The following is a 22,787-nucleotide window of genomic DNA, read 5'->3' on the forward strand; positions in this document are numbered from 1 at the left end:
GCAAATAATGTATTTTGCAGTGTAAGCTCATTCCTTAAAAAATATAAAAATACAAACCCATAACATATAAACAACAATACGATATCTTATCGTGTGATATGCATAAACAACGACTAAATATTTTAGAAATGATCGTTTTTTATTGATCTTCTTCACAGATCAGGCTCATTTCCTGGATAAAATACCCTCACCTTCCACTTATCCAGTAAAGGTAACCAAAATGGAAAATAATAGCCGTACAATGCCCCATATAAGGCGGACAACTCATATTATGATGTTTGCTCACCGTAACAGCTTCGACTTTCATTTCTTTAATGCCCGTTAGTCTTTCGACTAAGGGCACTCCAGCATACAGGTCTTCCTGACCCCTTGTATCGCAGGCTAACGCCTGTATCTCGTGGTGCTCACACTGCATAACCCTGTTTTACCTGTGACCGGAAAGGTTAGGGTTTATTGCATCTTCTAAAAAGCAATTTACTGATTTATTTATCAGTGGCGTCGTATTGCTTTTTTTCCGGAGCTATCAGTTTCTCATTCGAGAAATTGAGGACCTGCTATTACCTGAAAATAAAGAGATGAAAATGTCTGAATTAAAAATTGCCGTCAGTCGTTCCTGCCCTGATTGTTTTTCTACACAGCGCAGTATCGTTAATGTTGATGAAAGTAATTTCATTGATGTTGCCGCTATCGTGTTATCCATCAATGATATTGAACGAGGTAAACTCGATGAGATTGATGCGACGGGCTACGGTATTCCCGTGTTTATCGCGACACAAAATGAAGAGCGCGTTCCGGCAGAATATCTGCCGCGGATCTCGGGCGTATTCGAACATAATGAAGCCCGTAACGCCTTCTATGGCCGCCAACTGGAGACCGCTGCCAGCCACTATGAAACGCAACTGCGCCCGCCGTTCTTCCGGGCGCTGGTGGACTACGTAAACCAGGGCAACAGCGCATTTGACTGTCCGGGGCATCAGGGCGGTGAATTCTTCCGCCGTCACCCCGCAGGGAACCAGTTTGTTGAGTACTTTGGCGAAACGCTTTTCCGCTCTGATTTGTGTAACGCCGACGTGGCGATGGGCGATCTGCTTATCCATGAAGGCGCGCCGTGCATCGCGCAACAACACGCCGCGAAAGTGTTCAACGCCGATAAAACCTACTTTGTGCTGAACGGCACCTCATCGTCAAACAAAGTGGTACTTAACGCGCTGCTGACCCCAGGCGATCTGGTGCTGTTCGATCGTAATAACCACAAATCGAACCACCACGGCGCGCTGTTGCAGGCGGGCGCGACGCCGGTTTATCTGGAAACCGCGCGCAACCCGTACGGCTTCATCGGCGGGATCGACGCCCACTGCTTTGAAGAAGACTATCTGCGTGAACTGGTCAGCGAAGTGGCGCCGCAACGCGCGCAAGACGCCCGTCCGTTCCGCCTGGCAGTGATCCAGTTAGGCACCTACGACGGCACCATCTACAACGCCCGTCAGGTGGTGGATAAGATTGGTCATCTGTGCGACTACATCCTGTTTGACTCCGCATGGGTCGGCTACGAGCAGTTTATTCCGATGATGGCCGATTGCTCGCCGTTGTTGCTGGACCTGAACGAGAACGATCCGGGTATCCTGGTCACGCAGTCTGTTCACAAACAGCAGGCCGGTTTCTCCCAGACCTCGCAGATCCACAAGAAAGACAGCCATATCAAAGGTCAGTCTCGCTATGTGCCGCATAAACGTATGAATAACGCGTTCATGATGCACGCCTCCACCAGCCCGTTCTACCCGCTGTTCGCCGCCCTGGACATCAACGCCAAAATGCACGAAGGCGTCGGTGGCCGTAACATGTGGATGGACTGCGTAGCGAACGGCATCAATGCACGTAAGCTGATCCTTGATAACTGCCATCACATCCGTCCGTTCGTGCCGGAACTGATCGACGGTAAACCGTGGCAGTCTTACCCCACGGCGGAGATCGCAAACGACCTGCGCTTCTTCCACTTTGTGCCGGGCGAACACTGGCATGCCTTCGAAGGCTACGCCGAACACCAGTACTTTGTTGATCCGTGCAAACTGCTGCTCACGACGCCGGGCATCAATGCGCGCAACGGCGAATACGACACCTTTGGCGTTCCGGCGACCATCCTTGCCAACTTCCTGCGTGAAAACGGCGTGGTACCGGAAAAATGCGATCTCAACTCGATCCTGTTCCTGCTGACGCCAGCGGAAGACATGGCGAAATTGCAGCAACTCGTCGCCCTGCTGGTGCGCTTTGAGAAACTGCTGGAAGCCGATGCGCCGCTGGCTGACGTTCTGCCGTCAATTTATAAGCAGCATGAAGCGCGTTATGCCGGCTACACCCTGCGTCAGCTGTGCCAGGAGATGCACGATCTGTACGCACGCCATAACGTGAAACAGCTGCAAAAAGAGATGTTCCGTAAATCCCATTTCCCACGCGTCAGCATGAATCCGCAGGACGCCAACTACGCCTATCTGCGCGGTGAAGTCGAACTGGTTCGCCTGCCGGACGCGGAAGGACGGATCGCGGCAGAAGGCGCGCTTCCGTATCCGCCAGGGGTTTTGTGCGTTGTTCCGGGTGAAATCTGGGGCGGTGCGGTGCTGCGTTATTTCAGCGCGCTGGAAGAAGGGATCAACCTGCTGCCGGGCTTTGCGCCTGAACTACAGGGCGTTTACATCGAAGAACACGACGGCCGTAAACAGGTGTGGTGCTACGTCATTAAACCGCGCGAAGCACAGAACACCCTGCTGAAAGGGGAAAAATTATGAGTAAAGCCAAATCCAATAAAATGGGCGTCGTTCAGCTCACCATCCTGACAATGGTCAATATGATGGGCTCCGGGATTATCATGCTGCCCACCAAACTTGCAGAGGTCGGCACCATCTCGATCATCTCGTGGCTGGTGACTGCCGTTGGTTCAATGGCGCTGGCATGGGCTTTCGCCAAATGCGGGATGTTCAGCCGTAAATCCGGCGGTATGGGCGGCTACGCGGAGTATGCCTTTGGTAAGTCCGGCAACTTTATGGCGAACTACACCTATGGCGTTTCGCTGTTGATTGCCAACGTCGCTATCGCCATCTCCGCCGTCGGCTACGGCACCGAGCTGTTCGGCGCCACGCTGTCACCGGTGCAGATCGGTCTGGCGACCATCGGCGTGCTGTGGCTGTGCACCGTCGCCAACTTCGGCGGCGCGCGCATTACCGGGCAAATCAGCAGTATCACCGTCTGGGGCGTGATTATTCCGGTTGTCGGTCTGTGCATCATCGGCTGGTTCTGGTTTAGCCCGACGCTGTACGCCAACTCCTGGAACCCGCATCACGTACCGTTCTTCACCGCCGTCGGTTCTTCTATTGCGATGACGCTGTGGGCCTTCCTCGGTCTGGAATCTGCCTGCGCCAACGCCGAAGTGGTGGAAAACCCGGAGCGTAACGTACCGATTGCGGTATTAGGCGGTACGCTGGGCGCGGCGGTGATTTACATCATCTCCACCAACGTGATTGCCGGGATCGTACCGAACATGGATCTGGCCAACTCCACCGCGCCGTTCGGTCTGGCGTTCGCACAGATGTTTACCCCGGAAGTCGGTAAAGTGATCATGGCGTTGATGGTGATGTCCTGCTGCGGTTCGCTGCTGGGCTGGCAGTTCACTATCGCCCAGGTCTTCAAATCCTCGGCGGATGAAGGTTATTTCCCGAAAATCTTCTCTCGCGTAACGAAAGTGGATGCGCCGGTTCAGGGGATGCTGACCATCGTGATTATCCAGAGCGGATTATCGCTGATGACCATCAGCCCATCGCTGAACAGCCAGTTCAACGTGCTGGTTAACCTGGCGGTGGTAACAAACATTATCCCGTACATTCTGTCGATGGCCGCGCTGGTGATCATTCAGAAAGTGGCAAATGTTCCGTCGTCAAAAGCCAAAACGGCGAACTTCGTGGCATTCATCGGCGCGCTGTACAGCTTCTATGCGCTGTATTCCTCCGGTGAAGAAGCGATGCTGTACGGCTCCATCGTGACCTTCCTCGGCTGGACGCTGTATGGGCTGGTATCGCCGCGCTTTGAGCTGAAAAACAAACACGGCTAAAAAAAAGCCCGGTGGCGCTAACGCTTACCGGGCCTACGATCGTTGTTGTAGCCGGGCAAATGCAGTACCGCCCGGCACACAAACCGCACTTACGCGTTTTTCAGCACTTCGCTGACAATCTCAACCGCTTCTTTTTCGATCTGCTTGCGGTGTTCCTCGCCGAGGAAGCTTTCGCAATAAATCTTATAAGCGTCTTCCGTACCAGAAGGCCGCGCGGCGAACCAGCCGTTGTCGGTCATCACTTTCAGGCCGCCAATCGACGCGCCGTTACCCGGCGCCGCCGTAAGACGCGCGGTGATCGGATCGCCCGCCAGCGTGCTGGCGCTCACCATTTCTGGAGAGAGCTTAGACAACGCGGCTTTCTGCGCAGACGTTGCGCTTGCCTGCAAACGGTTATAGCTCGGCGCGCCGAAGCGGGCCGCCAGCTCGTTGTAGTGCTCCTGCGGGTTCTTCCCGGTGACGGCCGTGATTTCCGCCGCCAGCAGGCACATGATGATGCCGTCTTTATCGGTAGACCACGGCGTGCCGTCGAAACGCAGGAAAGACGCCCCGGCGCTCTCTTCGCCGCCGAAGCCGAAGCTGCCGTCGAACAGACCGTCAACGAACCATTTAAAGCCGACCGGCACTTCCACCAGTTTACGCCCCAAATCGTTCACCACGCGGTCGATCATCGCAGAGGAAACCAGCGTTTTACCGACCGCCACCTCTTTGCCCCACTGCGGACGGTGCTGGAACAGATAGTTGATCGCTACCGCCAGATAGTGGTTCGGGTTCATCAGCCCTGCCGGAGTCACGATGCCGTGGCGGTCATAGTCCGGGTCGTTGGCGAACGCCAGATCGAACTTATCACGCAGCGCCAGCAGACCCGCCATCGCGCACTCGGAGGAACAGTCCATACGGATTGCGCCATCTTTGTCGAGATGCATAAAGCGGAACGTCTGATCAACGTGATCGTTAACGATAGTCAGGTTCAGGTTGTAGTGCTTAGCAATACGCTTCCAGTATTCGATACCGGAACCGCCCAGCGGATCGACGCCCAGCGTCAGGCCCGCTTTCTGAATCGCCGCCATATCGACGATATCCGCCAGCCCTTCAACGAACGGCTGCACCAGATCCTGCTCTTTAACGTGGCCTGAGGCCATCGCCGCATCCAGAGAGATACGCTTCACGCCCTTCAGACCGTCAGCCAACAGCGCGTTGGCCCTGTCTTCCACCACTTTGGTGACGTTGGTATCCGCCGGGCCGCCGTTTGGCGGGTTGTACTTAATTCCGCCGTCTTCCGGTGGATTGTGAGATGGCGTGATCACGATGCCATCAGCCAGCGGGCCGCCTTTTTTATTGTGAACCAGGATAGCGTTGGAAACGGCAGGCGTTGGCGTGAAGCCATTGTTTTCCTGCACGATGACATCAACACCGTTCGCCGCCAGCACTTCCAGTACAGAGATAAATGCCGGTTCAGACAGCGCGTGGGTATCTTTGCCCACATAACAAGGACCAGTGATACCGTTTTTTGCACGCTCTTCCGCAATCGCCTGGGCGATTGCCAGGATGTGCGGCTCGTTAAAACTATGACGACCTGCGCTACCGCGATGCCCGGACGTACCGAACTTCACGGCGTGCTCTGCATTCCCTGCTTCGGGTTTCAGTACATAGTACTGTGCCGTCAGTTGGGCGACGTTAATCAAATCACTCTGTTGCGCAGGTTGACCTGCACGGTTGTGGATTGCCATTGCCTGGTCCTTTTAATGCAAGGATTAAATTGTTCCGCAAACCTTCTCAATCAATTCCGCCGGGAATTGCATTGACTGCATGATGTGTTCAACCATGCTGCATTTACGGCCGGTGTTGGTGTTGGTAATCACCCAATACGGCGTGCCGGGCACATGTTTCGGTTTGGTTTGATTACCATTTTTCAGCAGCGTTTGTTCATCAGCCGCAAAATAGACGCGCGTACGGCCATGCAACGACTCCGTCGCTTCGGCAAACGCGCGATTATCCAGTGAGTAGAGTGTAGACAGCACCAGCATGAAGCGGTTTACCGCTTTCTTCTGCTCCGCGTACTCGTCGGAAAGCAGCAGTTCACGCATGGCGCGGACTTTATCTTTTACGGGGTTGACGGGCTTCGCTTCCACGATAGCAGGTTGCGCGACGCGAACCTCTTTCGCCGCCGGAGTGACAGGCTGTGATACGGCGGAAAACTTCAACATGCGCCGTAAAATGTCGGATGCGCTCTCGCCAATATGCTTGGTGTGGCTGGCAATATAGCTATAGAGTTCATCATCAACTTCAATCGTTTTCATCTTAATCCAGTGCGGTGTCTTATCTGAATACAAGTCGTTGGGATTACCTGCACGTAGTGTAAAGGCAAATTCCAACAGCGGATAGCGTCAAACCTGGCTGACGGAAAAACTCGGAGTAAACCGTAGTTGTTGCAGCCCTGTGGCAGAATAGTCAACATAATACCCTAACCCGACAGAGCGAAAAAAAGAACTTTGCCATGAAATTGAATATCCGAGCGCAAACTGCACAAAACCTGCACAATAATTCTCCCATCGTCCTCGTTCACGGTTTGTTTGGCAGCCTGGACAACCTCGGCGTGCTGGCGCGCGACCTGGTGACCGATCACGATATCATTCAGGTTGATATGCGCAACCACGGTCTCTCCCCTCGCGATCCGGTGATGGACTACCCGGCAATGGCGCAAGACTTACTGGATACCATTGATGCCGAAGGCATTGAGAAAGCCACCTTTATCGGCCACTCCATGGGCGGTAAAGCGGTAATGGCGCTCACCGCGCTGGCGCCGGAGCGTATTGACCAGTTGGTCGCGATCGACATCGCGCCGGTCGATTACCACGTTCGCCGCCACGATGAAATCTTCGCCGCCATCAATGCCGTTACCGACGCGGGCGCCGAAACCCGTCAACAGGCCGCCACCGTTATGCGTCAACACCTGCAAGAAGAAGGCGTCATCCAGTTTCTGCTGAAATCGTTTATCGACGGCGAATGGCGCTTTAACGTACCGGTGTTGTGGGAACAGTATCCACATATTGTGGGCTGGGAGACCATTCCAGCCTGGGATCGCCCGGCGTTGTTTATCCCCGGCGGCAACTCGCCTTATGTGACCGAAGCATATCGTCACGATCTGCTGGCGCAGTTCCCTCAGGCGCGGGCGCACGTCATCGCCGGAGCGGGCCACTGGGTTCACGCGGAAAAACCCGATGCGGTGCTGCGCGCCATTCGTCGCTATCTGGCAGATAAGGCCAACTGATTAAAAACTCAGCGTCCGCGCGCGATTACGTCCGCGGGCGTTGGCGTGTCTGCCTTGCTGATGTATGATGGCGCGCTATCCATCCGGGCAGACGCCTGGCTGATTGTTTCCCCGAAGTCACCAAAATCATGGCCAAAGAACAAACGGACCGTACGACATTAGATCTGTTCGCACACGAGCGTCGCCCGGGACGACCCAAAACCAATCCGCTTTCGCGTGATGAACAGCTGCGCATTAATAAGCGTAACCAGCTAAAACGCGACAAAGTACGTGGCCTTAAGCGTGTCGAACTGAAACTCAACGCTGAGGCTGTCGATGCGCTGAACGAGCTGGCCGAATCCCGCAATATGAGCCGTAGCGAACTCATCGAAGAGATGCTGATGACTCAACTGGCAGCGCTGCGCGGCCAGGGCGTAGTCTGAAAAACTGCTCAATATCATAAATCATGTAGCACAGAGTGCAGTCCCGCGTGATTGCTGTTTCCGCATGCCTGACTGTTCTGCTATGATTGCCCTTATCTGCGGGCAATACGCCACCACCATTTCAATAAGTTTCAAGAGGTTATTTTACTCATGGCAATCACTGGCATCTTTTTCGGCAGCGACACCGGTAATACCGAAAATATCGCAAAAATGATTCAAAAACAGCTTGGTAAAGACGTTGCCGATGTGCATGACATTGCGAAAAGCAGCAAAGAGGACCTGGAAGGGTACGACATCCTGCTGCTGGGCATCCCGACCTGGTACTACGGTGAAGCGCAATGTGACTGGGATGACTTCTTCCCGACTCTCGAAGAGATTGATTTTAACGGTAAACTGGTGGCGCTGTTCGGCTGCGGCGACCAGGAAGATTACGCAGAATATTTCTGCGACGCGTTAGGCACCATCCGCGACATCATTGAGCCGCGCGGCGCGACCATCGTCGGCCACTGGCCAACGGCGGGCTACCATTTTGAAGCGTCCAAAGGTCTGGCTGACGACGATCACTTTGTTGGTCTGGCTATCGACGAAGACCGTCAGCCTGAACTGACCGCAGAGCGCGTTGAAAAATGGGTTAAACAGATTTCCGGCGAACTGCACCTCGACGAAATCATTAACGCCTGATTTTGTGCGGCGCAGAAAAGCATCTGCGTCGCATCAATAGATAAAACCAATTAAAATAATTGCTACAAATTTGTAACTTTCTTGCCTGACCCTGTACAATGTCCGGGTGTTATTCTGGTATTGCACAGTGTGTTTGTTGGCGATACCTCGTTTTTATTAACAATATTTGCCGGAGGCTTGCAGTTTTCATTTAGGCGTGGCAGTTCTATAATGAAACGCATTATCTCAAGTGCAATTTCTGTCACTTCTTTGTTTGAAGTGAATCGTTTAGCAACAGGACAGATTCCGCATGACTGACAACAATACCGCATTAAAGAAGGCTGGCCTGAAAGTAACGCTTCCTCGTTTAAAAATTCTGGAAGTTCTTCAGGAACCGGATAACCATCACGTCAGTGCGGAAGATTTATATAAACGTCTGATCGACATGGGTGAAGAGATTGGGCTGGCGACCGTGTACCGCGTGCTGAACCAGTTTGATGACGCCGGTATCGTAACCCGCCACAATTTTGAAGGCGGTAAATCCGTTTTTGAGCTGACCCAACAGCATCATCACGATCACCTTATTTGCCTCGATTGTGGCAAAGTGATCGAATTCAGTGATGATTCTATCGAAGCGCGCCAGCGTGAGATTGCGGCTAAGCATGGCATTCGTTTGACGAACCACAGCCTCTATCTCTACGGGCACTGCGCTGAAGGCGATTGCCGGGAAGACGAGCACGCGCACGACGCGAAGTAATGTGAAACCTCCTAAAAAGCCAACCGACCGGTTGGCTTTTTTATGCCTCCGACCCGGTAGCGGCCTTAAAAAACGCAAACGGGCGGAGAGTTCTCTCCGCCCGCCATTAACCCGCCCTGCTTTTATTTGCCGCTATTTTTACTGCGAATTTCCTGCCAGATTTTGTCGCAATCGGCGGTCACCGCCTGATCGTTCCCCGTACGCGTAGCCTGAATGCACTGCTGATAATCCAGCACGCGTACGCTCTCTTCTGTAGCAAACTGCTTGTGCTGGTCATCTTTCTTCAGCACGTTCAGTACACTCTGACAGGCCTCGATTTTCTCTGGCGAACCTTGCGCCGTATTGATGCAGGCGCTGTACGCCTCTTTTAACTGACTGTCTTCTTTGGGCGCGGTTGGTTGCGCGCAGGCCACCAGTCCCGATGCCATCATAGCGATGAGTAACAGTTTTTTCATATCAGTGTCCTCAACGTTGCGGCAGACAAATCGCCTGCCGCAACGGGCATCAGAAAATAGTGAACGGAGCGATAACCATGAACTTCACGTCACGTTCATCCTGGAAGATGTTGCCGTAACCGCCGCCCCAGCTTGGGATGTTGGAGTGGTTGTCATATTCCGTGAAGTGCAGTTTAAACATGGTGCCTTTGGCACGGCCTTCCTGTAGGGTGTAGACCGCATCAAGGCTGTAAGAAGACTCTTCAATGGTACGGTTTTTGTCATAGTACGCATCCGGGGTAATCTGCCAGGTTGATGGCTTCGCGTCCCAGGCGTAAACGTATGACGCCCCCACTGCCCAGCCCGGCAGGTTCCAGTTTTTCAGATCGTACATCGCACCGAAGAAGACGGCTTTTTCGCCGTTGGCGTTAAAGTCTGAGCGGTTATCCCACCAGATATCCAGACGACCGTTTGAGGATGCGTAAGTTGGCGTCATACGTTGCAGGAAGTAACCTTGTTGACCGTCCGCCTTAACCCAGGTCCCTTCCAGGCGCAAATCGACGACTTCGGCCACTTTGTAACCGAAAGTCAGCGCCTGCAACCAGGCGGTGCCGTCATAAATATCGTTTACGCTGCGATCATCAACTTTGTCGCGCGCACCATAGAACTGATAGCTGGTGGTGAACGGGTTGCCGCCCAAATCAAATTTGTAGCTGGCTTTGGCAAAATACTGGTCGACATACCCTTCTGATTGACCAAATGCCGCTTCCAGCACGAGGTCATTTTTGAAATCGTATTTAGCGCCGATAGAGTGGAGGTAATCCACTTTGGTCTTTTTATCGGCCTGATAGAATTTATCAACATCGGTGTGCCACGGCGCTTTATATTGGTTGGCCCACATATAGGAGAAACTCAGCGCGCCCGCATCACCGTAGTCAAAATTCGCTCCGGCTTCCGCGCCCTGATAAGTACCCGGCATAAAGCTCCAGTGCGGCGCTAACAGCGTCTGACCGGTCGGCTGGATATACCCCGCACGCGCCCAGGTTGGCCCGTACTTAAATTTTGCCGCGGCTTTATAGAGGCTGATCCCGCTCTTATCGCCAGAATAATCTTCATCGTAACCTTTATTCTTTTTCGAGAAGGCGATTTCGTTGGGGTGTCCGCTGTCGCCGTTTTCCGCCATTTCTATCGCGGTAAATGCCGCGATATCCAGACCGAACATATCAGCCGCATAACCAGACTGGAAATCCAGGTTGGCGTTCCAGGTCGCGTGTGAAAGGTTGGTTTTATATTTGTCATCGTCGGTGACATCTTTACGGTCACGCTCACGCTGCCAGTAATAGATGCCGCCTGTTAACGTGGAATCGTCAATAAAGCCTTCGGCCTGAGCCTGTGGAACGACGACCAAACCTGACATTGCTGTGATACCGGCGATAGCCAGCGCCAGCGTACTACGTTTGCCACTAAACGTACGCATGTGTTAATCCTCTTTGACGTATAAAATGCTGCCGAACAAAAGCGGACAGCGAAAAATAAAAATGTAAAAGTAGCGTTGAGAAAAACCTCGCAGACTACAGTGAATAGACTATTTTTCGCGACGCGAATTATCAATCTCTTTCTGTAACGAGAATGTAAGAATATGAGCAACCGCACATATTTCATTGCTTTCTGTTACATTTTCATCAGGTGCTAAAAAAGATGAACAAAAGTTAAAATTGTCTTGTTTTCCATGCACATGAAATCGGTTTCACATGAAATGATATTCATTCCATAAATTCACTATGCCAAAACTATTTTGTTGCGAAATTATTTTCCCGACGGCATTAATTCGCTCTGCAAACAGAGAGCGGGATGACAAAATGGAAAGGATAAAAAAACGCCGCAAAATGCGGCGTTGGAAGGTGATGTGATGCGGTGGTTTTACTCGCCCGCTTTAGCCCACGTATCGCGCAGACCTACGGTACGGTTAAATACGCGTTTATCCGCCGTTGTGTAGCGGCTGTCCAGGCAGAAGTAGCCTTCACGCTCAAACTGATACGCTTTACCCGCTACGGCGTTCTGCAACGACGGTTCCGCGTAACCCTGCTTAATCACCAGCGATTCAGGGTTGATCACGGACAGGAAGTCCTCTGCGGCGCCCGGGTTCGGCACGCTGAACAGACGATCGTACAGACGAATTTCAACCGGTAGCGCGTGTGCCGCGCTTACCCAGTGAATGACGCCCTTCACTTTACGGCCATCGGCCGGATCTTTGCTCAGGGTGTCCGCATCATAGGTACAGAAGATGGTGGTGATATTGCCTTCCGCATCCTTCTCCACGCGCTCAGCCTTCACCACATAGGCGTTACGCAGACGCACTTCTTTCCCCATCACCAGACGCTTGTACTGCTTGTTCGCTTCTTCGCGGAAGTCAGCACGATCGATCCAAATCTCACCGCTAAACGGTACTTCACGGCTGCCCATTTCCGGTTTGTTCGGATGGTTCGGCATGGTGACCATTTCGCTTTCGCCCTGCGGGTAGTTTTCGATAACCAGTTTCACCGGATCGATAACCGCCATCGCGCGCGGTGCGTTTTCGTTCAGATCTTCACGAATACAGGACTCCAGCGACGCCATCTCAATGGTGTTGTCCTGCTTGGTAACGCCGATGCGTTTGCAGAATTCACGGATGGAGGCCGCGGTATAGCCACGACGACGCAGGCCAGAAATGGTCGGCATACGCGGATCGTCCCAGCCTTCAACGTGTTTGTCCGTCACCAGCAGGTTCAGCTTACGCTTGGACATCACGGTGTATTCCAGATTCAGGCGCGAGAATTCGTACTGACGCGGGTGAACCGGGATGGTGATGTTGTCCAGCACCCAGTCGTACAGACGACGGTTGTCCTGGAATTCCAGCGTACACAGAGAGTGCGTAATGCCTTCCAGCGCATCGCTGATACAGTGAGTAAAGTCGTACATCGGGTAGATGCACCACTTGTTGCCGGTCTGGTGGTGTTCGGCAAATTTAATGCGGTACAGCACCGGATCGCGCATCACGATAAACGGCGACGCCATATCAATTTTGGCGCGCAGGCACGCTTTACCTTCTTCAAAACCACCGGTACGCATTTTTTCAAACAGCGCCAGGTTCTCTTCCACGCTGCGATCGCGGAACGGGCTGTTTTTACCCGGCTCTTTCAGCGTACCGCGATATTCGCGGATCTGATCCGGCGTCAGCTCATCGACGTACGCCAGACCTTTGGTGATCAGCTCAACCGCATACGCATGCAGCTGATCGAAGTAATCTGAGGAGTAGCAAACGTTGCCAGCCCAGTGAAAACCTAACCACTCGACGTCGTTTTTGATCGAATCAACGTACTCGATATCTTCTTTTACCGGGTTGGTATCATCGAAACGCAGGTTGCACAGGCCCTGATAATCTTGCGCGATACCAAAGTTCAGACAGATGGATTTCGCGTGGCCGATGTGCAGATAGCCATTCGGCTCCGGCGGAAAACGGGTGTGGATTGTGGTGTGCTTACCACTGGCCAGATCTTCATCGATGATCTGACGAATAAAGTTAGTCGGGCGGGCTTCAGCCTCACTCATCGTGGATTCCTCAAAGCGTAAACAACGTATAACGGCATATGATCTTATAAGCCGGACAGACTGACAACCTTTAGTTACTTAAAAAGTGGCTTTGAAGAAAATATGGGGGCTGATTGCTGTAAAAAAAAGCGATGGCGCTTTGCCGGATGACGGCTACGCCTTATCCGGCCTACAAGCTGCTACAACTGTGTCGAACCGTAGGCCTGATAAGCGCAGCGCCATCAGGCGCATTTGCCGGATGGCAGCTATACCTTATCCGGCCTACAGGCTGCAAAAAAAGCGGCGGAGGTTTCCCCCCGCCGCTCAGGCACAAACTCTACTCAGGAGCGATTATTTGCCTTTAATCTCATACAGTGGCGTTTGACCTGCAACCACCTGACCTTCAGCTTTAATCACCAGACCGCTGAAGTCGTCGATGTTGCTGCAAACCACCGGGCTAATCATCGAGCGCGCATTGGCGTTCAGGAACTCCAGATCCATTTCCAGGATCGGCTGACCGGCAACCACTTCGGTACCCTCTTCCACCAGGCGTTTGAAGCCCTGACCGTTCAGCGCAACGGTATCGATCCCCATGTGGACAACGATTTCCGCGCCTTTTTCAGTTTCCAGGCAGAACGCATGATTGGTGTTGAAGATTTTCACAATGGTGCCTGCCGCCGGGGAAACAACGGTTTTATCCGTTGGTTTCACCGCCACGCCGTCGCCAACCGCTTTGCTGGCGAACGCTTCGTCAGGAACCTGTTCCAGCGCAACCACGTCACCCGTGACTGGAGAAACCAGCGTCGCGATAGTCACCGCATTAGGAACCGCCTGCGGTTTTGCCGCCGGCGCCGCAGTCACTGGCGCGCTGTCAGCAGACGCTGCCGCAACCGGGCCACGCGCCACCACTTTCTTCATTTCGTCGCCGATAGATTCCGCTTTCGCGCCGACGATAACCTGGATGGTCTGTTTGTTCAGTTTCACCACGCCGGACGCACCAAGACGTTTACACATCGCATCGCTCACGCGAGCCGCATCGGCAACGGTCAGACGCAGACGGGTGATGCAGGCATCGATCGCTTTCAGGTTATCCGTACCGCCAACCGCAGCAATGTAGTTGGTCGCCAGTTGGGTCATACCTTCTTCAGTGTTGCTGTTCGCTTCGTCAGTCACGATATCGTCGTCTTTATCTTCACGACCTGGCGTTTTCAGGTTGAACACGCGAATTACCGCACTGAACAGCAGGAAGTAGATGACGAAGAAGACCGCGCCCATCACCAGCAGCATCCAGACGTTTTTGCTGGCCGCAGGCAGGCTATACATCAACACGTAGTCAATTGCGCCTGCGGAGAAGGAGAAGCCCGCATGAATACCCAGCAGCGTCGCGATGAACAGGCTGATACCGGTCAATATTGCGTGCAGGAGGTACAGCAACGGCGCCAGGAACATGAACAGGAATTCCAGCGGCTCAGTAACACCGGTCAGGAACGCGGTGATCGCAACGGACAGCAACATACCGCCAACCATTGGACGACGCGCTTTCGGCGCAGCGAAGTACATCGCCAGCGCCGCACCCGGCAGACCGAACATCATGATCGGGAAGAAGCCGGACATGAACATCCCCGCCGTGCCGTCACCCGCGTAGAAGCGGTTGATGTCGCCGTGGAATACCGTACCTGCCGTGTTAGTGAACTCGCCAATCTGGAACCAGGCGATGGTGTTCAGCACCTGATGCAGACCTGTCGGGATCAACAGACGGTTGATGAAACCGAAGATACCGGAGCCCAGCGCGCCCGCGCCGACAATCCATTCACCGCCCGCATGAATAGCGTGCTGAACCGGAGGCCAGACGTAACCGAAAATCGCCGCCAGCACCAGACAGAAGAAGCCCGTGGCGATCGGCACAAAACGTTTGCCGCCAAAGAAGCTCAGGAAATCAGGAAGTTTGATACCGGACCAACGGTTATAAACGGCGCCGCCCACCAGACCGGTAATGATACCCGCCAGGACGCCCATGTTGATTTCCGGGTTAATCGTCACCATCGCTTTGGTCAGGACGAAGTACCCGACCGCACCCGCCAGCGCTGCTGCACCCGCGCTGTCCTTAGACCAGCTGGATGCCACACCGATGGCGAAGATCAGTGCGAGGTTATCGAAGATCGCCCCGCCCGCCTGCGCGATAAAGGCGACATTCAGTAAATCTGGTTGACCGAATCGCAGCAACAGTGCCGCCACCGGCAGCACTGCGATAGGGAGCTGTAACGCCCTACCCAGTCGCTGGAAAAAACCTAAAATATTCATCTTATTCCCCCTACGAGACCCCGATTAGGCTTCTGGAAGCCATTTTTTTATTGTGCGACAAATCGTTAAAGCGTGATGTTTGGCAACAACGGTATGAATTATTCATCTACGCTCAGAGTGTGTGAAAAATTAATTCGTATCGCAAATTAAACGCGTGTTTTTTGTGATTTGAATCACCAAATATCGTTATTCACCCTCCCTTATACTGGCTAACTGCGAAAACTTATTTTATCATTCAAAAAATCAACACGGATTGGCGCCTGTCCATACGAATCCAGGTTACGCTTACTAACGTACAGATGCTCAATCCGCCAATTTATTACTTTTACTTTTGAGGTGAAGAATGAGACTGATCCCCCTGACGTCCGCTGAACAGGTCGGCAAATGGGCTGCTCGCCATATCGTTAACCGTATTAACGCCTTCAAACCTACCGCCGATCGCCCGTTTGTCCTGGGCCTGCCGACCGGCGGCACGCCGCTGACGGCGTATAAAGCATTAGTCGAAATGCACAAAGCGGGCCAGGTCAGCTTTAAGCATGTGGTGACGTTCAACATGGACGAATATGTTGGCCTTCCGAAAGAACACCCGGAAAGCTACCACAGCTTCATGCATCGCAATTTCTTCGATCACGTTGATATTCCAGCAGAAAATATTAACCTGCTCAACGGTAACGCGCCGGATATCGATGCGGAATGCCGTAATTATGAAGAAAAAATCCGTTCTTACGGTAAAATTCACCTGTTTATGGGCGGCGTAGGCAACGACGGCCATATCGCGTTTAACGAACCGGCTTCTTCCCTGGCTTCCCGTACGCGTATCAAAACGCTGACCCATGACACGCGCGTGGCAAACTCCCGCTTCTTTGACGGCGACGTCAATCAGGTGCCGAAATATGCGCTGACCGTAGGCGTGGGTACGCTGCTGGACGCAGAAGAAGTGATGATCCTGGTGCTGGGCCATCAGAAAGCGCAGGCGCTACAGGCGGCCGTCGAAGGCAACGTCAACCACATGTGGACCATTAGCTGTCTGCAACTGCATCCGAGAGCAGTCGTGGTGTGCGACGAACCTTCCACTATGGAACTGAAAGTTAAGACACTGAAATATTTCAACGAGTTAGAAGCCGAAAATATTAAAGGTCTGTAATGTTATCTCCGCCCTGCACGCAGACGCAGGGCGGCATTTTTTGAAATCGGGGGTCGGAATGTATGCTTTAACCCAGGGCCGGATTTTTACCGGTCACGAAATTCTTGATGACCATGCGATTGTTGTCGCCAATGGCCTGATTGATCGCATCTGTCCAATGGCGGAACTGCCGCCAGAGATAGAACAACGCGCGTTGAATGGGGCCATTCTCTCCCCCGGTTTTATTGATGTGCAATTAAACGGCTGTGGCGGCGTCCAGTTCAACGATACCGCTGACGCGGTGACTGTCGAAACGCTGGAAATCATGCAGAAAGCCAATGAGAAATCAGGCTGCACCAGCTACCTGCCGACGCTGATTACCACCAGCGACGATCTGATGAAACAGGGCATTCGCGTCATGCGTGAATACCTGGCGAAATACCCGAATCAGGCATTAGGTCTTCATCTTGAAGGTCCGTGGCTGAATCTGGTCAAAAAAGGCACCCATAATCCGAGTTTTGTCCGCCAACCTGACGCTGCGCTGGTGGACTTCCTGTGCGATAATGCCGATGTGATCACCAAAGTCACGCTGGCGCCGGAAATGGTGCCGGCGGAAGTGATCGCCAAACTGACGGCGGCGGGCATTGTGGTTTCAGCCGGTCACTCCAATGCGACGTTAAAAGAGGCGAAAGCCGGTTTCCGCGCAGGGATCACCTTTGCCACCCACCTGTTCAACGCGATGCCGTATATTACGGGCCGTGAACCGGGTCTGGCGGGCGCCATTCTTGACGATGCCGATATTTATTGCGGCATCATCGCGGATGGTCTGCATGTTGATTACGTCAACATTCGTAACGCTAAACGTCTGAAAGGTGACAAACTTTGCCTGGTGACCGATGCAACCGCCCCGGCGGGTGCAAACATTGAACAGTTCATTTTTGCTGGTAAAACAATATACTACCGTAATGGACTGTGTGTGGATGAGAACGGTACGCTGAGCGGATCATCATTAACCATGATCGAAGGCGTGCGTAATCTGGTTGAACATTGCGGTATTGCGCTGGATGAAGTGCTGCGTATGGCGACGCTCTACCCTGCGCGCGCGATTGGCGTCGATAAGCAGCTCGGCAGCCTCGCGCCGGGTAAAGTTGCGAACCTGACCGCCTTCACCCACGACTTTAAAATCATCAAGACCATCGTTAATGGTAACGAGGTCGTTACTGAGTAAGAGAAAGTATGACACCAGGCGGACAAGCTCAAATAGGTAATGTTGATCTCGTAAAACAGCTTAACAGCGCGGCCGTTTACCGCCTGATTGACCAGCACGGGCCAATCTCGCGTATTCAGATTGCCGAGCAAAGCCAGCTTGCTCCCGCCAGCGTAACCAAAATTACGCGTCAACTCATTGAACGCGGCCTGATCAAAGAAGTTGATCAGCAGGCCTCCACCGGAGGCCGCCGCGCCATCTCCATCGTTACCGAAACCCGTAATTTCCATGCGATTGGCGTGCGGTTGGGTCGTCATGACGCAACCATTACCCTGTTTGACCTGAGCAGTAAAGTGCTGGCTGAAGAGCACTATCCATTGCCAGAGCGCACTCAGGAGACGCTGGAACATGCCCTGCTCAATGCCATCACCACATTCATCGACAGTAATCAGCGTAAACTTCGTGAGTTAATCGCGATTTCCGTGATCCTGCCGGGTCTTGTCGATCCCGAAAGCGGCGTGATCCGCTATATGCCGCATATTCAGGTTGAAAACTGGGGATTAGTTGAAGCGCTGGAAAAACGTTTTCACGTAACCTGTTTTGTCGGTCACGATATCCGCAGTCTGGCGCTGGCCGAGCACTATTTCGGTGCAAGCCAGGATTGCGAAGATTCCATTCTGGTGCGCGTACACCGGGGGACTGGCGCCGGGATTATCTCAAATGGCCGCATTTTTATTGGTCGCAACGGCAACGTCGGAGAGATCGGCCATATTCAGGTCGAGCCGCTGGGCGAGCGCTGTCACTGCGGCAATTTTGGCTGTCTGGAAACCATCGCCGCCAACGCGGCCATTGAACAACGCGTACAGCACTTACTCAAGCAGGGCTACCAAAGTCGCGTTACGCTGGACGACTGCACGATTAAAACCATCTGCAAGGCAGCCAATAAAGGTGACAGCTTAGCGGCAGAGGTGATTGAACACGTTGGTCGTCATCTGGGCAAAACCATCGCTATCGCTATCAACCTGTTTAATCCGCAAAAAATCGTGATTGCCGGTGAAATTACCGAAGCGGATAAAGTGCTGCTGCCGGCGATTGAAAGCTGTATCAACACACAGGCGCTGAAAGCGTTTCGCAAAAATTTGCCGGTTGTCCGTTCCACGCTGGATCACCGCTCCGCCATCGGCGCATTTGCGCTGGTGAAACGCGCCATGCTCAACGGCATTTTGTTGCAACATTTGCTGGAAAATTAATGAGCTTTTATAGTGGCGCATTATGACTAAATCCTTTGGGTAGTTCATGACCATCAAGAATGTAATTTGTGATATTGACGGCGTGCTGATGCACGACAATGTTGCCGTACCCGGTGCGGCAGAATTTCTGACGGATGTAATGGAAAAAGGTCTGCCGCTGGTGCTGCTGACCAATTACCCTTCACAGACCGGCCAGGATCTGGCGAACCGCTTTGCTACCGCAGGGGTTAACGTACCGGACAGCGTTTTTTATACTTCCGCGATGGCCACCGCCGATTTCCTGCGTCGTCAGGAAGGCAAGAAAGCCTATGTGGTCGGTGAAGGCGCACTAATTCACGAATTGTATAAAGCAGGTTTTACCATTACTGACGTCAATCCCGATTTTGTGATTGTCGGTGAGACCCGTTCCTATAACTGGGACATGATGCATAAAGCGGCCTTCTTCGTCGCCAACGGCGCCCGTTTCATCGCCACCAACCCCGATACCCACGGTCGTGGTTTCTATCCGGCCTGCGGCGCGCTCTGTGCAGGTATTGAAAAAATCTCTGGTCGTAAGCCTTTTTACGTCGGTAAACCCAGCCCGTGGATTATCCGCGCCGCGTTAAACAAAATGCAGGCGCACTCGGAAGAGACCGTTATCGTCGGCGACAATCTGCGCACCGATATTCTGGCAGGATTCCAGGCCGGTCTGGAAACCATTCTGGTGCTCTCTGGCGTCTCAACGCTCAACGATATCGACGACATGCCGTTCAGACCAAGCTGGATTTATCCTTCCGTCGCCGAAATCGACGTTATCTGAAAACATCCCCCTGCCTGATGGCGCTGCGCTTATCAGGCCTACAATATTGTTCTGTTCGAATCGTAGGCCTGATAAAAAACATCGTTTAATAAAATCGCCATAAAATTATCGATTCATCAATAAACACGCTCATTACGTAATCTTTTTTCATCATTCAACAACTGCCATTGCATTTTTTGCTTTCATCACGCCAAATCTCTTGCGAACCCTGCGGCTTTGCGGCATTTTCATAAACAAGCAAACACAAAAAAGCACCACGCAACGGGTTAATGGAGAAGGTTATGTGTTCTATTTTTGGCGTATTCGATATCAAAACAGACGCGGTTGAGCTGCGTAAAAAAGCCCTTGAGCTGTCACGTTTGATGCGCCATCGCGGCCCTGACTGGTCCGGTATTTACGCCTGCGATAACGCGATTCTGGCACACGAGCGTCTGTCTATTGTCGACGTCAACGCCGGTGCGCAGCCGCTGTACAACGAAAAGAAAACACATGTGCTGGCCGTTAACGGTGAAATTTATAACCACCAGGCATTACGCGCGGAATATGGCGACCGCTATCAGTTCCAGACCGGGTCTGACTGTGAAGTGATCCTCGCGCTGTACCAGGAAAAAGGGGTGGAATTTCTCGACGACTTACAGGGTATGTTCGCCTTTGCGCTGTACGACAGCGAACAGGATGCCTGGCTGATTGGTCGCGACCACATCGGGATCATCCCGCTTTATATGGGTCATGACGAACACGGCAACTTTTATGTCGCCTCTGAAATGAAGGCGCTGGTGCCGGTCTGCCGCACGATTAAAGAGTTCCCGGCAGGCAGCTACCTGTGGAGCAAAGACGGTGAGATTCGTCAGTACTACCAGCGCGACTGGTTCGAGTTCGACGCAGTAAAAGACAACGAAACGGACAAAAACGTGCTGCGCCAGGCGCTGGAAGAGTCCGTCAAAAGCCACCTGATGTCAGACGTGCCATACGGCGTATTGCTCTCGGGCGGCCTGGACTCCTCCATTATTTCCGCCATCACCAAGAAATTCGCCGCACGCCGCGTGGAAGATCAGGAACGTTCGGAAGCCTGGTGGCCTCAGTTGCACTCCTTTGCTGTCGGTCTGGAAGGCTCCCCGGATCTGAAAGCCGCGCAGGAAGTGGCAAACCATCTCGGCACCGTGCATCACGAAATTCACTTCACCGTGCAGGAAGGTCTGGATGCGATTCGCGACGTGATTTACCACATCGAAACTTACGATGTCACCACCATTCGCGCCTCGACACCGATGTATTTAATGTCGCGTAAAATCAAAGCGATGGGAATCAAAATGGTGCTGTCCGGCGAAGGTTCCGATGAAGTGTTTGGCGGCTACCTCTACTTCCATAAAGCGCCAAACGCCAAAGAACTGCACGAAGAGACCGTACGTAAACTACAGGCGCTGCATATGTTTGACTGTGCTCGCGCCAACAAAGCGATGTCTGCCTGGGGCGTCGAAGCCCGCGTCCCGTTCCTGGATAAGAAATTCCTCGATGTGGCGATGCGCATCAACCCGGAAGACAAAATGTGCGGCAACGGCAAAATGGAGAAACATATCCTGCGTGAATGTTTTGAATCCTACCTGCCCGCAAGCGTGGCATGGCGTCAAAAAGAGCAGTTCTCTGACGGCGTCGGCTACAGCTGGATCGACACGCTGAAAGAGGTCGCGGCGGAGCAAATTTCCGACCAGCAACTGGAAACCGCCCGCTTCCGTTTCCCGTACAACACGCCATCTTCTAAAGAAGCGTACCTGTACCGTGAAATCTTCGAAGAGCTGTTCCCGGTACCCAGCGCGGCAGAATGTGTGCCAGGCGGCCCGTCCGTCGCCTGTTCTTCTGCGAAGGCCATCGAATGGGATGAGGCGTTCAAAACGATGGACGATCCATCAGGCCGCGCCGTCGGCGTACACCAGTCCGCTTATAAATAAGTTATCGTGTTAAAAAGAGTCCTGCGGGACTCTTTTTTTACGCCGTTTTTTCACCGCAAAAAACGATTAATAACCAATAATTGCCGAATATTGCGTCACGCTGTTCGCAACCTAACCAAACAGTCACATTCCGGCCATTTTCAATGAAAAAGAGGTTGACGCTTCAAGGCTCAATACGCATAATGCGCCCCGCAACGCCGATAAGGTAACGCGAAAAAAGATGGCTACGTAGCTCAGTTGGTTAGAGCACATCACTCATAATGATGGGGTCACAGGTTCGAATCCCGTCGTAGCCACCATCTTTTTTGCGGGAGTGGCGAAATTGGTAGACGCACCAGATTTAGGTTCTGGCGCCGCAAGGTGTGCGAGTTCAAGTCTCGCCTCCCGCACCATTCACCAGTACGCGTTGCACGGATGGGGTATCGCCAAGCGGTAAGGCACCGGTTTTTGATACCGGCATTCCCTGGTTCGAATCCAGGTACCCCAGCCATATTTCTTCGAGTTTGCGGATTGCCGCGACGGTCATTGGGGTATCGCCAAGCGGTAAGGCACCGGTTTTTGATACCGGCATTCCCTGGTTCGAATCCAGGTACCCCAGCCATCGAAGAAAACAATCTGGCTACGTAGCTCAGTTGGTTAGAGCACATCACTCATAATGATGGGGTCACAGGTTCGAATCCCGTCGTAGCCACCAAATTCTTGGGGTATCGCCAAGCGGTAAGGCACCGGATTCTGATTCCGGCATTCCGAGGTTCGAATCCTCGTACCCCAGCCAAATTTGAAAGACGTTCGGATGACGAACGCAAAAACCCAACCATTGGGGTATCGCCAAGCGGTAAGGCACCGGATTCTGATTCCGGCATTCCGAGGTTCGAATCCTCGTACCCCAGCCACATTAAAAAAGCTCGCTTCGGCGAGCTTTTTGCTTTTCTGCCCGGCACTCCGGGCGGTGTA

At 52.9% G+C, this 22,787-nt stretch carries 18 protein-coding genes and 7 tRNA genes; 19 read left to right on the forward strand and 6 right to left on the reverse strand.

What is annotated here, in order from left to right; genetic code table 11:
* The first annotated feature begins 220 nt into the window (after nucleotides 1-220).
* The 3 genes from speFL to potE all read left to right on the forward strand — a co-directional run bounded on the left by speFL (nucleotide 221) and on the right by potE (nucleotide 4,096).
* Nucleotides 221-325, forward strand: a complete 105-nt coding sequence (speFL, locus tag OGV79_RS08905; RefSeq protein WP_114149115.1) for a leader peptide SpeFL — start codon at nucleotides 221-223, stop codon at nucleotides 323-325.
* 256 nt (nucleotides 326-581) lie between these two features.
* A complete protein-coding gene (gene speF / locus OGV79_RS08910) occupies nucleotides 582-2,780 on the forward strand; it encodes an ornithine decarboxylase SpeF (RefSeq protein WP_024130539.1) in 2,199 nt (732 codons plus the stop codon).
* Nucleotides 2,777-4,096 (forward strand): putrescine-ornithine antiporter, encoded by a 1,320-nt coding sequence (gene potE, locus OGV79_RS08915; protein ID WP_012133311.1) that lies wholly within the window; start codon nucleotides 2,777-2,779, stop codon nucleotides 4,094-4,096. Before speF ends, potE begins: the two co-directional genes overlap by 4 nt.
* Nucleotides 4,097-4,185: 89 nt before the next feature.
* Here the strand turns inward: potE and pgm are convergent, their stop codons facing one another.
* Both pgm and seqA read right to left on the reverse strand, forming a co-directional pair.
* Entirely contained in the window at nucleotides 4,186-5,826 is a 1,641-nt protein-coding gene (pgm, locus tag OGV79_RS08920) for a phosphoglucomutase (alpha-D-glucose-1,6-bisphosphate-dependent) (protein ID WP_012133312.1), read from the reverse strand.
* Nucleotides 5,827-5,850: 24 nt separating this feature from the next.
* Entirely contained in the window at nucleotides 5,851-6,396 is a 546-nt protein-coding gene (seqA, locus tag OGV79_RS08925; RefSeq protein WP_047458147.1) for a replication initiation negative regulator SeqA, read from the reverse strand.
* Between the two features lie 197 nt (nucleotides 6,397-6,593).
* Here seqA and ybfF point away from each other — a divergent pair, with 197 nt between their 5' ends.
* The 4 genes from ybfF (at nucleotide 6,594) to fur (ending at nucleotide 9,206) form a co-directional block, all read left to right on the forward strand.
* Entirely contained in the window at nucleotides 6,594-7,367 is a 774-nt protein-coding gene (ybfF, locus tag OGV79_RS08930; protein ID WP_049009846.1) for an esterase, read from the forward strand.
* A 128-nt stretch (nucleotides 7,368-7,495) separates the two neighbouring features.
* Nucleotides 7,496-7,789 (forward strand): LexA regulated protein, encoded by a 294-nt coding sequence (gene ybfE, locus OGV79_RS08935; protein WP_012133315.1) that lies wholly within the window; start codon nucleotides 7,496-7,498, stop codon nucleotides 7,787-7,789.
* Between the two features lie 150 nt (nucleotides 7,790-7,939).
* On the forward strand, nucleotides 7,940-8,470 hold the full coding sequence (gene fldA / locus OGV79_RS08940; protein WP_047458152.1) for a flavodoxin FldA: 531 nt from the start codon (nucleotides 7,940-7,942) through the stop codon (nucleotides 8,468-8,470).
* Between the two features lie 289 nt (nucleotides 8,471-8,759).
* Entirely contained in the window at nucleotides 8,760-9,206 is a 447-nt protein-coding gene (gene fur / locus OGV79_RS08945) for a ferric iron uptake transcriptional regulator (RefSeq protein ID WP_007373881.1), read from the forward strand.
* A gap of 122 nt (nucleotides 9,207-9,328) precedes the next feature.
* Here fur and chiQ read toward each other — a convergent pair whose 3' ends face one another.
* The 4 genes from chiQ to nagE all read right to left on the reverse strand — a co-directional run bounded on the left by chiQ (nucleotide 9,329) and on the right by nagE (nucleotide 15,508).
* Nucleotides 9,329-9,661, reverse strand: a complete 333-nt coding sequence (gene chiQ, locus OGV79_RS08950) for a ChiQ/YbfN family lipoprotein (protein WP_275375904.1) — start codon at nucleotides 9,659-9,661, stop codon at nucleotides 9,329-9,331.
* Between the two features lie 49 nt (nucleotides 9,662-9,710).
* Entirely contained in the window at nucleotides 9,711-11,117 is a 1,407-nt protein-coding gene (gene chiP, locus OGV79_RS08955) for a chitoporin ChiP (protein WP_012133319.1), read from the reverse strand.
* Nucleotides 11,118-11,560: 443 nt separating this feature from the next.
* Entirely contained in the window at nucleotides 11,561-13,228 is a 1,668-nt protein-coding gene (glnS, locus tag OGV79_RS08960; protein ID WP_012133322.1) for a glutamine--tRNA ligase, read from the reverse strand.
* Between the two features lie 330 nt (nucleotides 13,229-13,558).
* On the reverse strand, nucleotides 13,559-15,508 hold the full coding sequence (gene nagE / locus OGV79_RS08965) for a PTS N-acetyl glucosamine transporter subunit IIABC (RefSeq protein ID WP_286468255.1): 1,950 nt from the start codon (nucleotides 15,506-15,508) through the stop codon (nucleotides 13,559-13,561).
* A 343-nt stretch (nucleotides 15,509-15,851) separates the two neighbouring features.
* Between nagE and nagB the strand changes: the two genes are divergently transcribed.
* The 12 genes from nagB (at nucleotide 15,852) to OGV79_RS09025 (ending at nucleotide 22,726) form a co-directional block, all read left to right on the forward strand.
* Nucleotides 15,852-16,652: a glucosamine-6-phosphate deaminase gene (gene nagB, locus OGV79_RS08970; RefSeq protein ID WP_286468256.1), complete on the forward strand. Its 801-nt coding sequence runs from the start codon at nucleotides 15,852-15,854 to the stop codon at nucleotides 16,650-16,652.
* A 58-nt stretch (nucleotides 16,653-16,710) separates the two neighbouring features.
* The gene (gene nagA / locus OGV79_RS08975) at nucleotides 16,711-17,859 is read left to right on the forward strand and encodes an N-acetylglucosamine-6-phosphate deacetylase (protein ID WP_104868924.1); all 1,149 of its coding nucleotides are present in this window, start codon (nucleotides 16,711-16,713) and stop codon (nucleotides 17,857-17,859) included.
* 8 nt (nucleotides 17,860-17,867) lie between these two features.
* The gene (gene nagC, locus OGV79_RS08980; RefSeq protein WP_058668765.1) at nucleotides 17,868-19,088 is read left to right on the forward strand and encodes a DNA-binding transcriptional regulator NagC; all 1,221 of its coding nucleotides are present in this window, start codon (nucleotides 17,868-17,870) and stop codon (nucleotides 19,086-19,088) included.
* 46 nt (nucleotides 19,089-19,134) lie between these two features.
* Entirely contained in the window at nucleotides 19,135-19,887 is a 753-nt protein-coding gene (nagD, locus tag OGV79_RS08985; protein ID WP_012133329.1) for a ribonucleotide monophosphatase NagD, read from the forward strand.
* Between the two features lie 281 nt (nucleotides 19,888-20,168).
* Entirely contained in the window at nucleotides 20,169-21,833 is a 1,665-nt protein-coding gene (asnB, locus tag OGV79_RS08990) for an asparagine synthase B (protein WP_047458165.1), read from the forward strand.
* A 222-nt stretch (nucleotides 21,834-22,055) separates the two neighbouring features.
* Nucleotides 22,056-22,132: transfer RNA gene (locus tag OGV79_RS08995), tRNA-Met, on the forward strand.
* An 8-nt stretch (nucleotides 22,133-22,140) separates the two neighbouring features.
* A tRNA-Leu gene (locus tag OGV79_RS09000) sits at nucleotides 22,141-22,225 on the forward strand.
* 23 nt (nucleotides 22,226-22,248) lie between these two features.
* Nucleotides 22,249-22,323, forward strand: a tRNA-Gln gene (locus OGV79_RS09005).
* A gap of 36 nt (nucleotides 22,324-22,359) precedes the next feature.
* A tRNA-Gln gene (locus OGV79_RS09010) sits at nucleotides 22,360-22,434 on the forward strand.
* 16 nt (nucleotides 22,435-22,450) lie between these two features.
* Nucleotides 22,451-22,527 (forward strand) — tRNA-Met (locus OGV79_RS09015).
* A gap of 6 nt (nucleotides 22,528-22,533) precedes the next feature.
* Nucleotides 22,534-22,608, forward strand: a tRNA-Gln gene (locus tag OGV79_RS09020).
* A gap of 43 nt (nucleotides 22,609-22,651) precedes the next feature.
* A tRNA-Gln gene (locus tag OGV79_RS09025) sits at nucleotides 22,652-22,726 on the forward strand.
* Nucleotides 22,727-22,787 lie beyond the last annotated feature (61 nt).

Source organism: Citrobacter sp. CK185 (assembly GCF_030333565.1).
GTDB lineage: Bacteria > Pseudomonadota > Gammaproteobacteria > Enterobacterales > Enterobacteriaceae > Citrobacter_B > Citrobacter_B koseri.

Excerpts from the sequence above, each read along its gene's own strand:
- potE (WP_012133311.1), top strand. The coding sequence starts at position 2,777 with ATGAGTAAAGCCAAATCCAATAAAATGGGCGTCGTTCAGCTCACCATC.
- glnS (WP_012133322.1), bottom strand. The coding sequence starts at position 13,228 with ATGAGTGAGGCTGAAGCCCGCCCGACTAACTTTATTCGTCAGATCATC.
- speF (WP_024130539.1), top strand. The coding sequence starts at position 582 with ATGTCTGAATTAAAAATTGCCGTCAGTCGTTCCTGCCCTGATTGTTTT.
- fldA (WP_047458152.1), top strand. The coding sequence starts at position 7,940 with ATGGCAATCACTGGCATCTTTTTCGGCAGCGACACCGGTAATACCGAA.
- seqA (WP_047458147.1), bottom strand. The coding sequence starts at position 6,396 with ATGAAAACGATTGAAGTTGATGATGAACTCTATAGCTATATTGCCAGC.
- nagA (WP_104868924.1), top strand. The coding sequence starts at position 16,711 with ATGTATGCTTTAACCCAGGGCCGGATTTTTACCGGTCACGAAATTCTT.
- ybfE (WP_012133315.1), top strand. The coding sequence starts at position 7,496 with ATGGCCAAAGAACAAACGGACCGTACGACATTAGATCTGTTCGCACAC.
- ybfF (WP_049009846.1), top strand. The coding sequence starts at position 6,594 with ATGAAATTGAATATCCGAGCGCAAACTGCACAAAACCTGCACAATAAT.
- speFL (WP_114149115.1), top strand. The coding sequence starts at position 221 with ATGGAAAATAATAGCCGTACAATGCCCCATATAAGGCGGACAACTCAT.
- nagC (WP_058668765.1), top strand. The coding sequence starts at position 17,868 with ATGACACCAGGCGGACAAGCTCAAATAGGTAATGTTGATCTCGTAAAA.
- nagE (WP_286468255.1), bottom strand. The coding sequence starts at position 15,508 with ATGAATATTTTAGGTTTTTTCCAGCGACTGGGTAGGGCGTTACAGCTC.
- pgm (WP_012133312.1), bottom strand. The coding sequence starts at position 5,826 with ATGGCAATCCACAACCGTGCAGGTCAACCTGCGCAACAGAGTGATTTG.
- chiP (WP_012133319.1), bottom strand. The coding sequence starts at position 11,117 with ATGCGTACGTTTAGTGGCAAACGTAGTACGCTGGCGCTGGCTATCGCC.
- chiQ (WP_275375904.1), bottom strand. The coding sequence starts at position 9,661 with ATGAAAAAACTGTTACTCATCGCTATGATGGCATCGGGACTGGTGGCC.
- nagB (WP_286468256.1), top strand. The coding sequence starts at position 15,852 with ATGAGACTGATCCCCCTGACGTCCGCTGAACAGGTCGGCAAATGGGCT.
- asnB (WP_047458165.1), top strand. The coding sequence starts at position 20,169 with ATGTGTTCTATTTTTGGCGTATTCGATATCAAAACAGACGCGGTTGAG.
- fur (WP_007373881.1), top strand. The coding sequence starts at position 8,760 with ATGACTGACAACAATACCGCATTAAAGAAGGCTGGCCTGAAAGTAACG.
- nagD (WP_012133329.1), top strand. The coding sequence starts at position 19,135 with ATGACCATCAAGAATGTAATTTGTGATATTGACGGCGTGCTGATGCAC.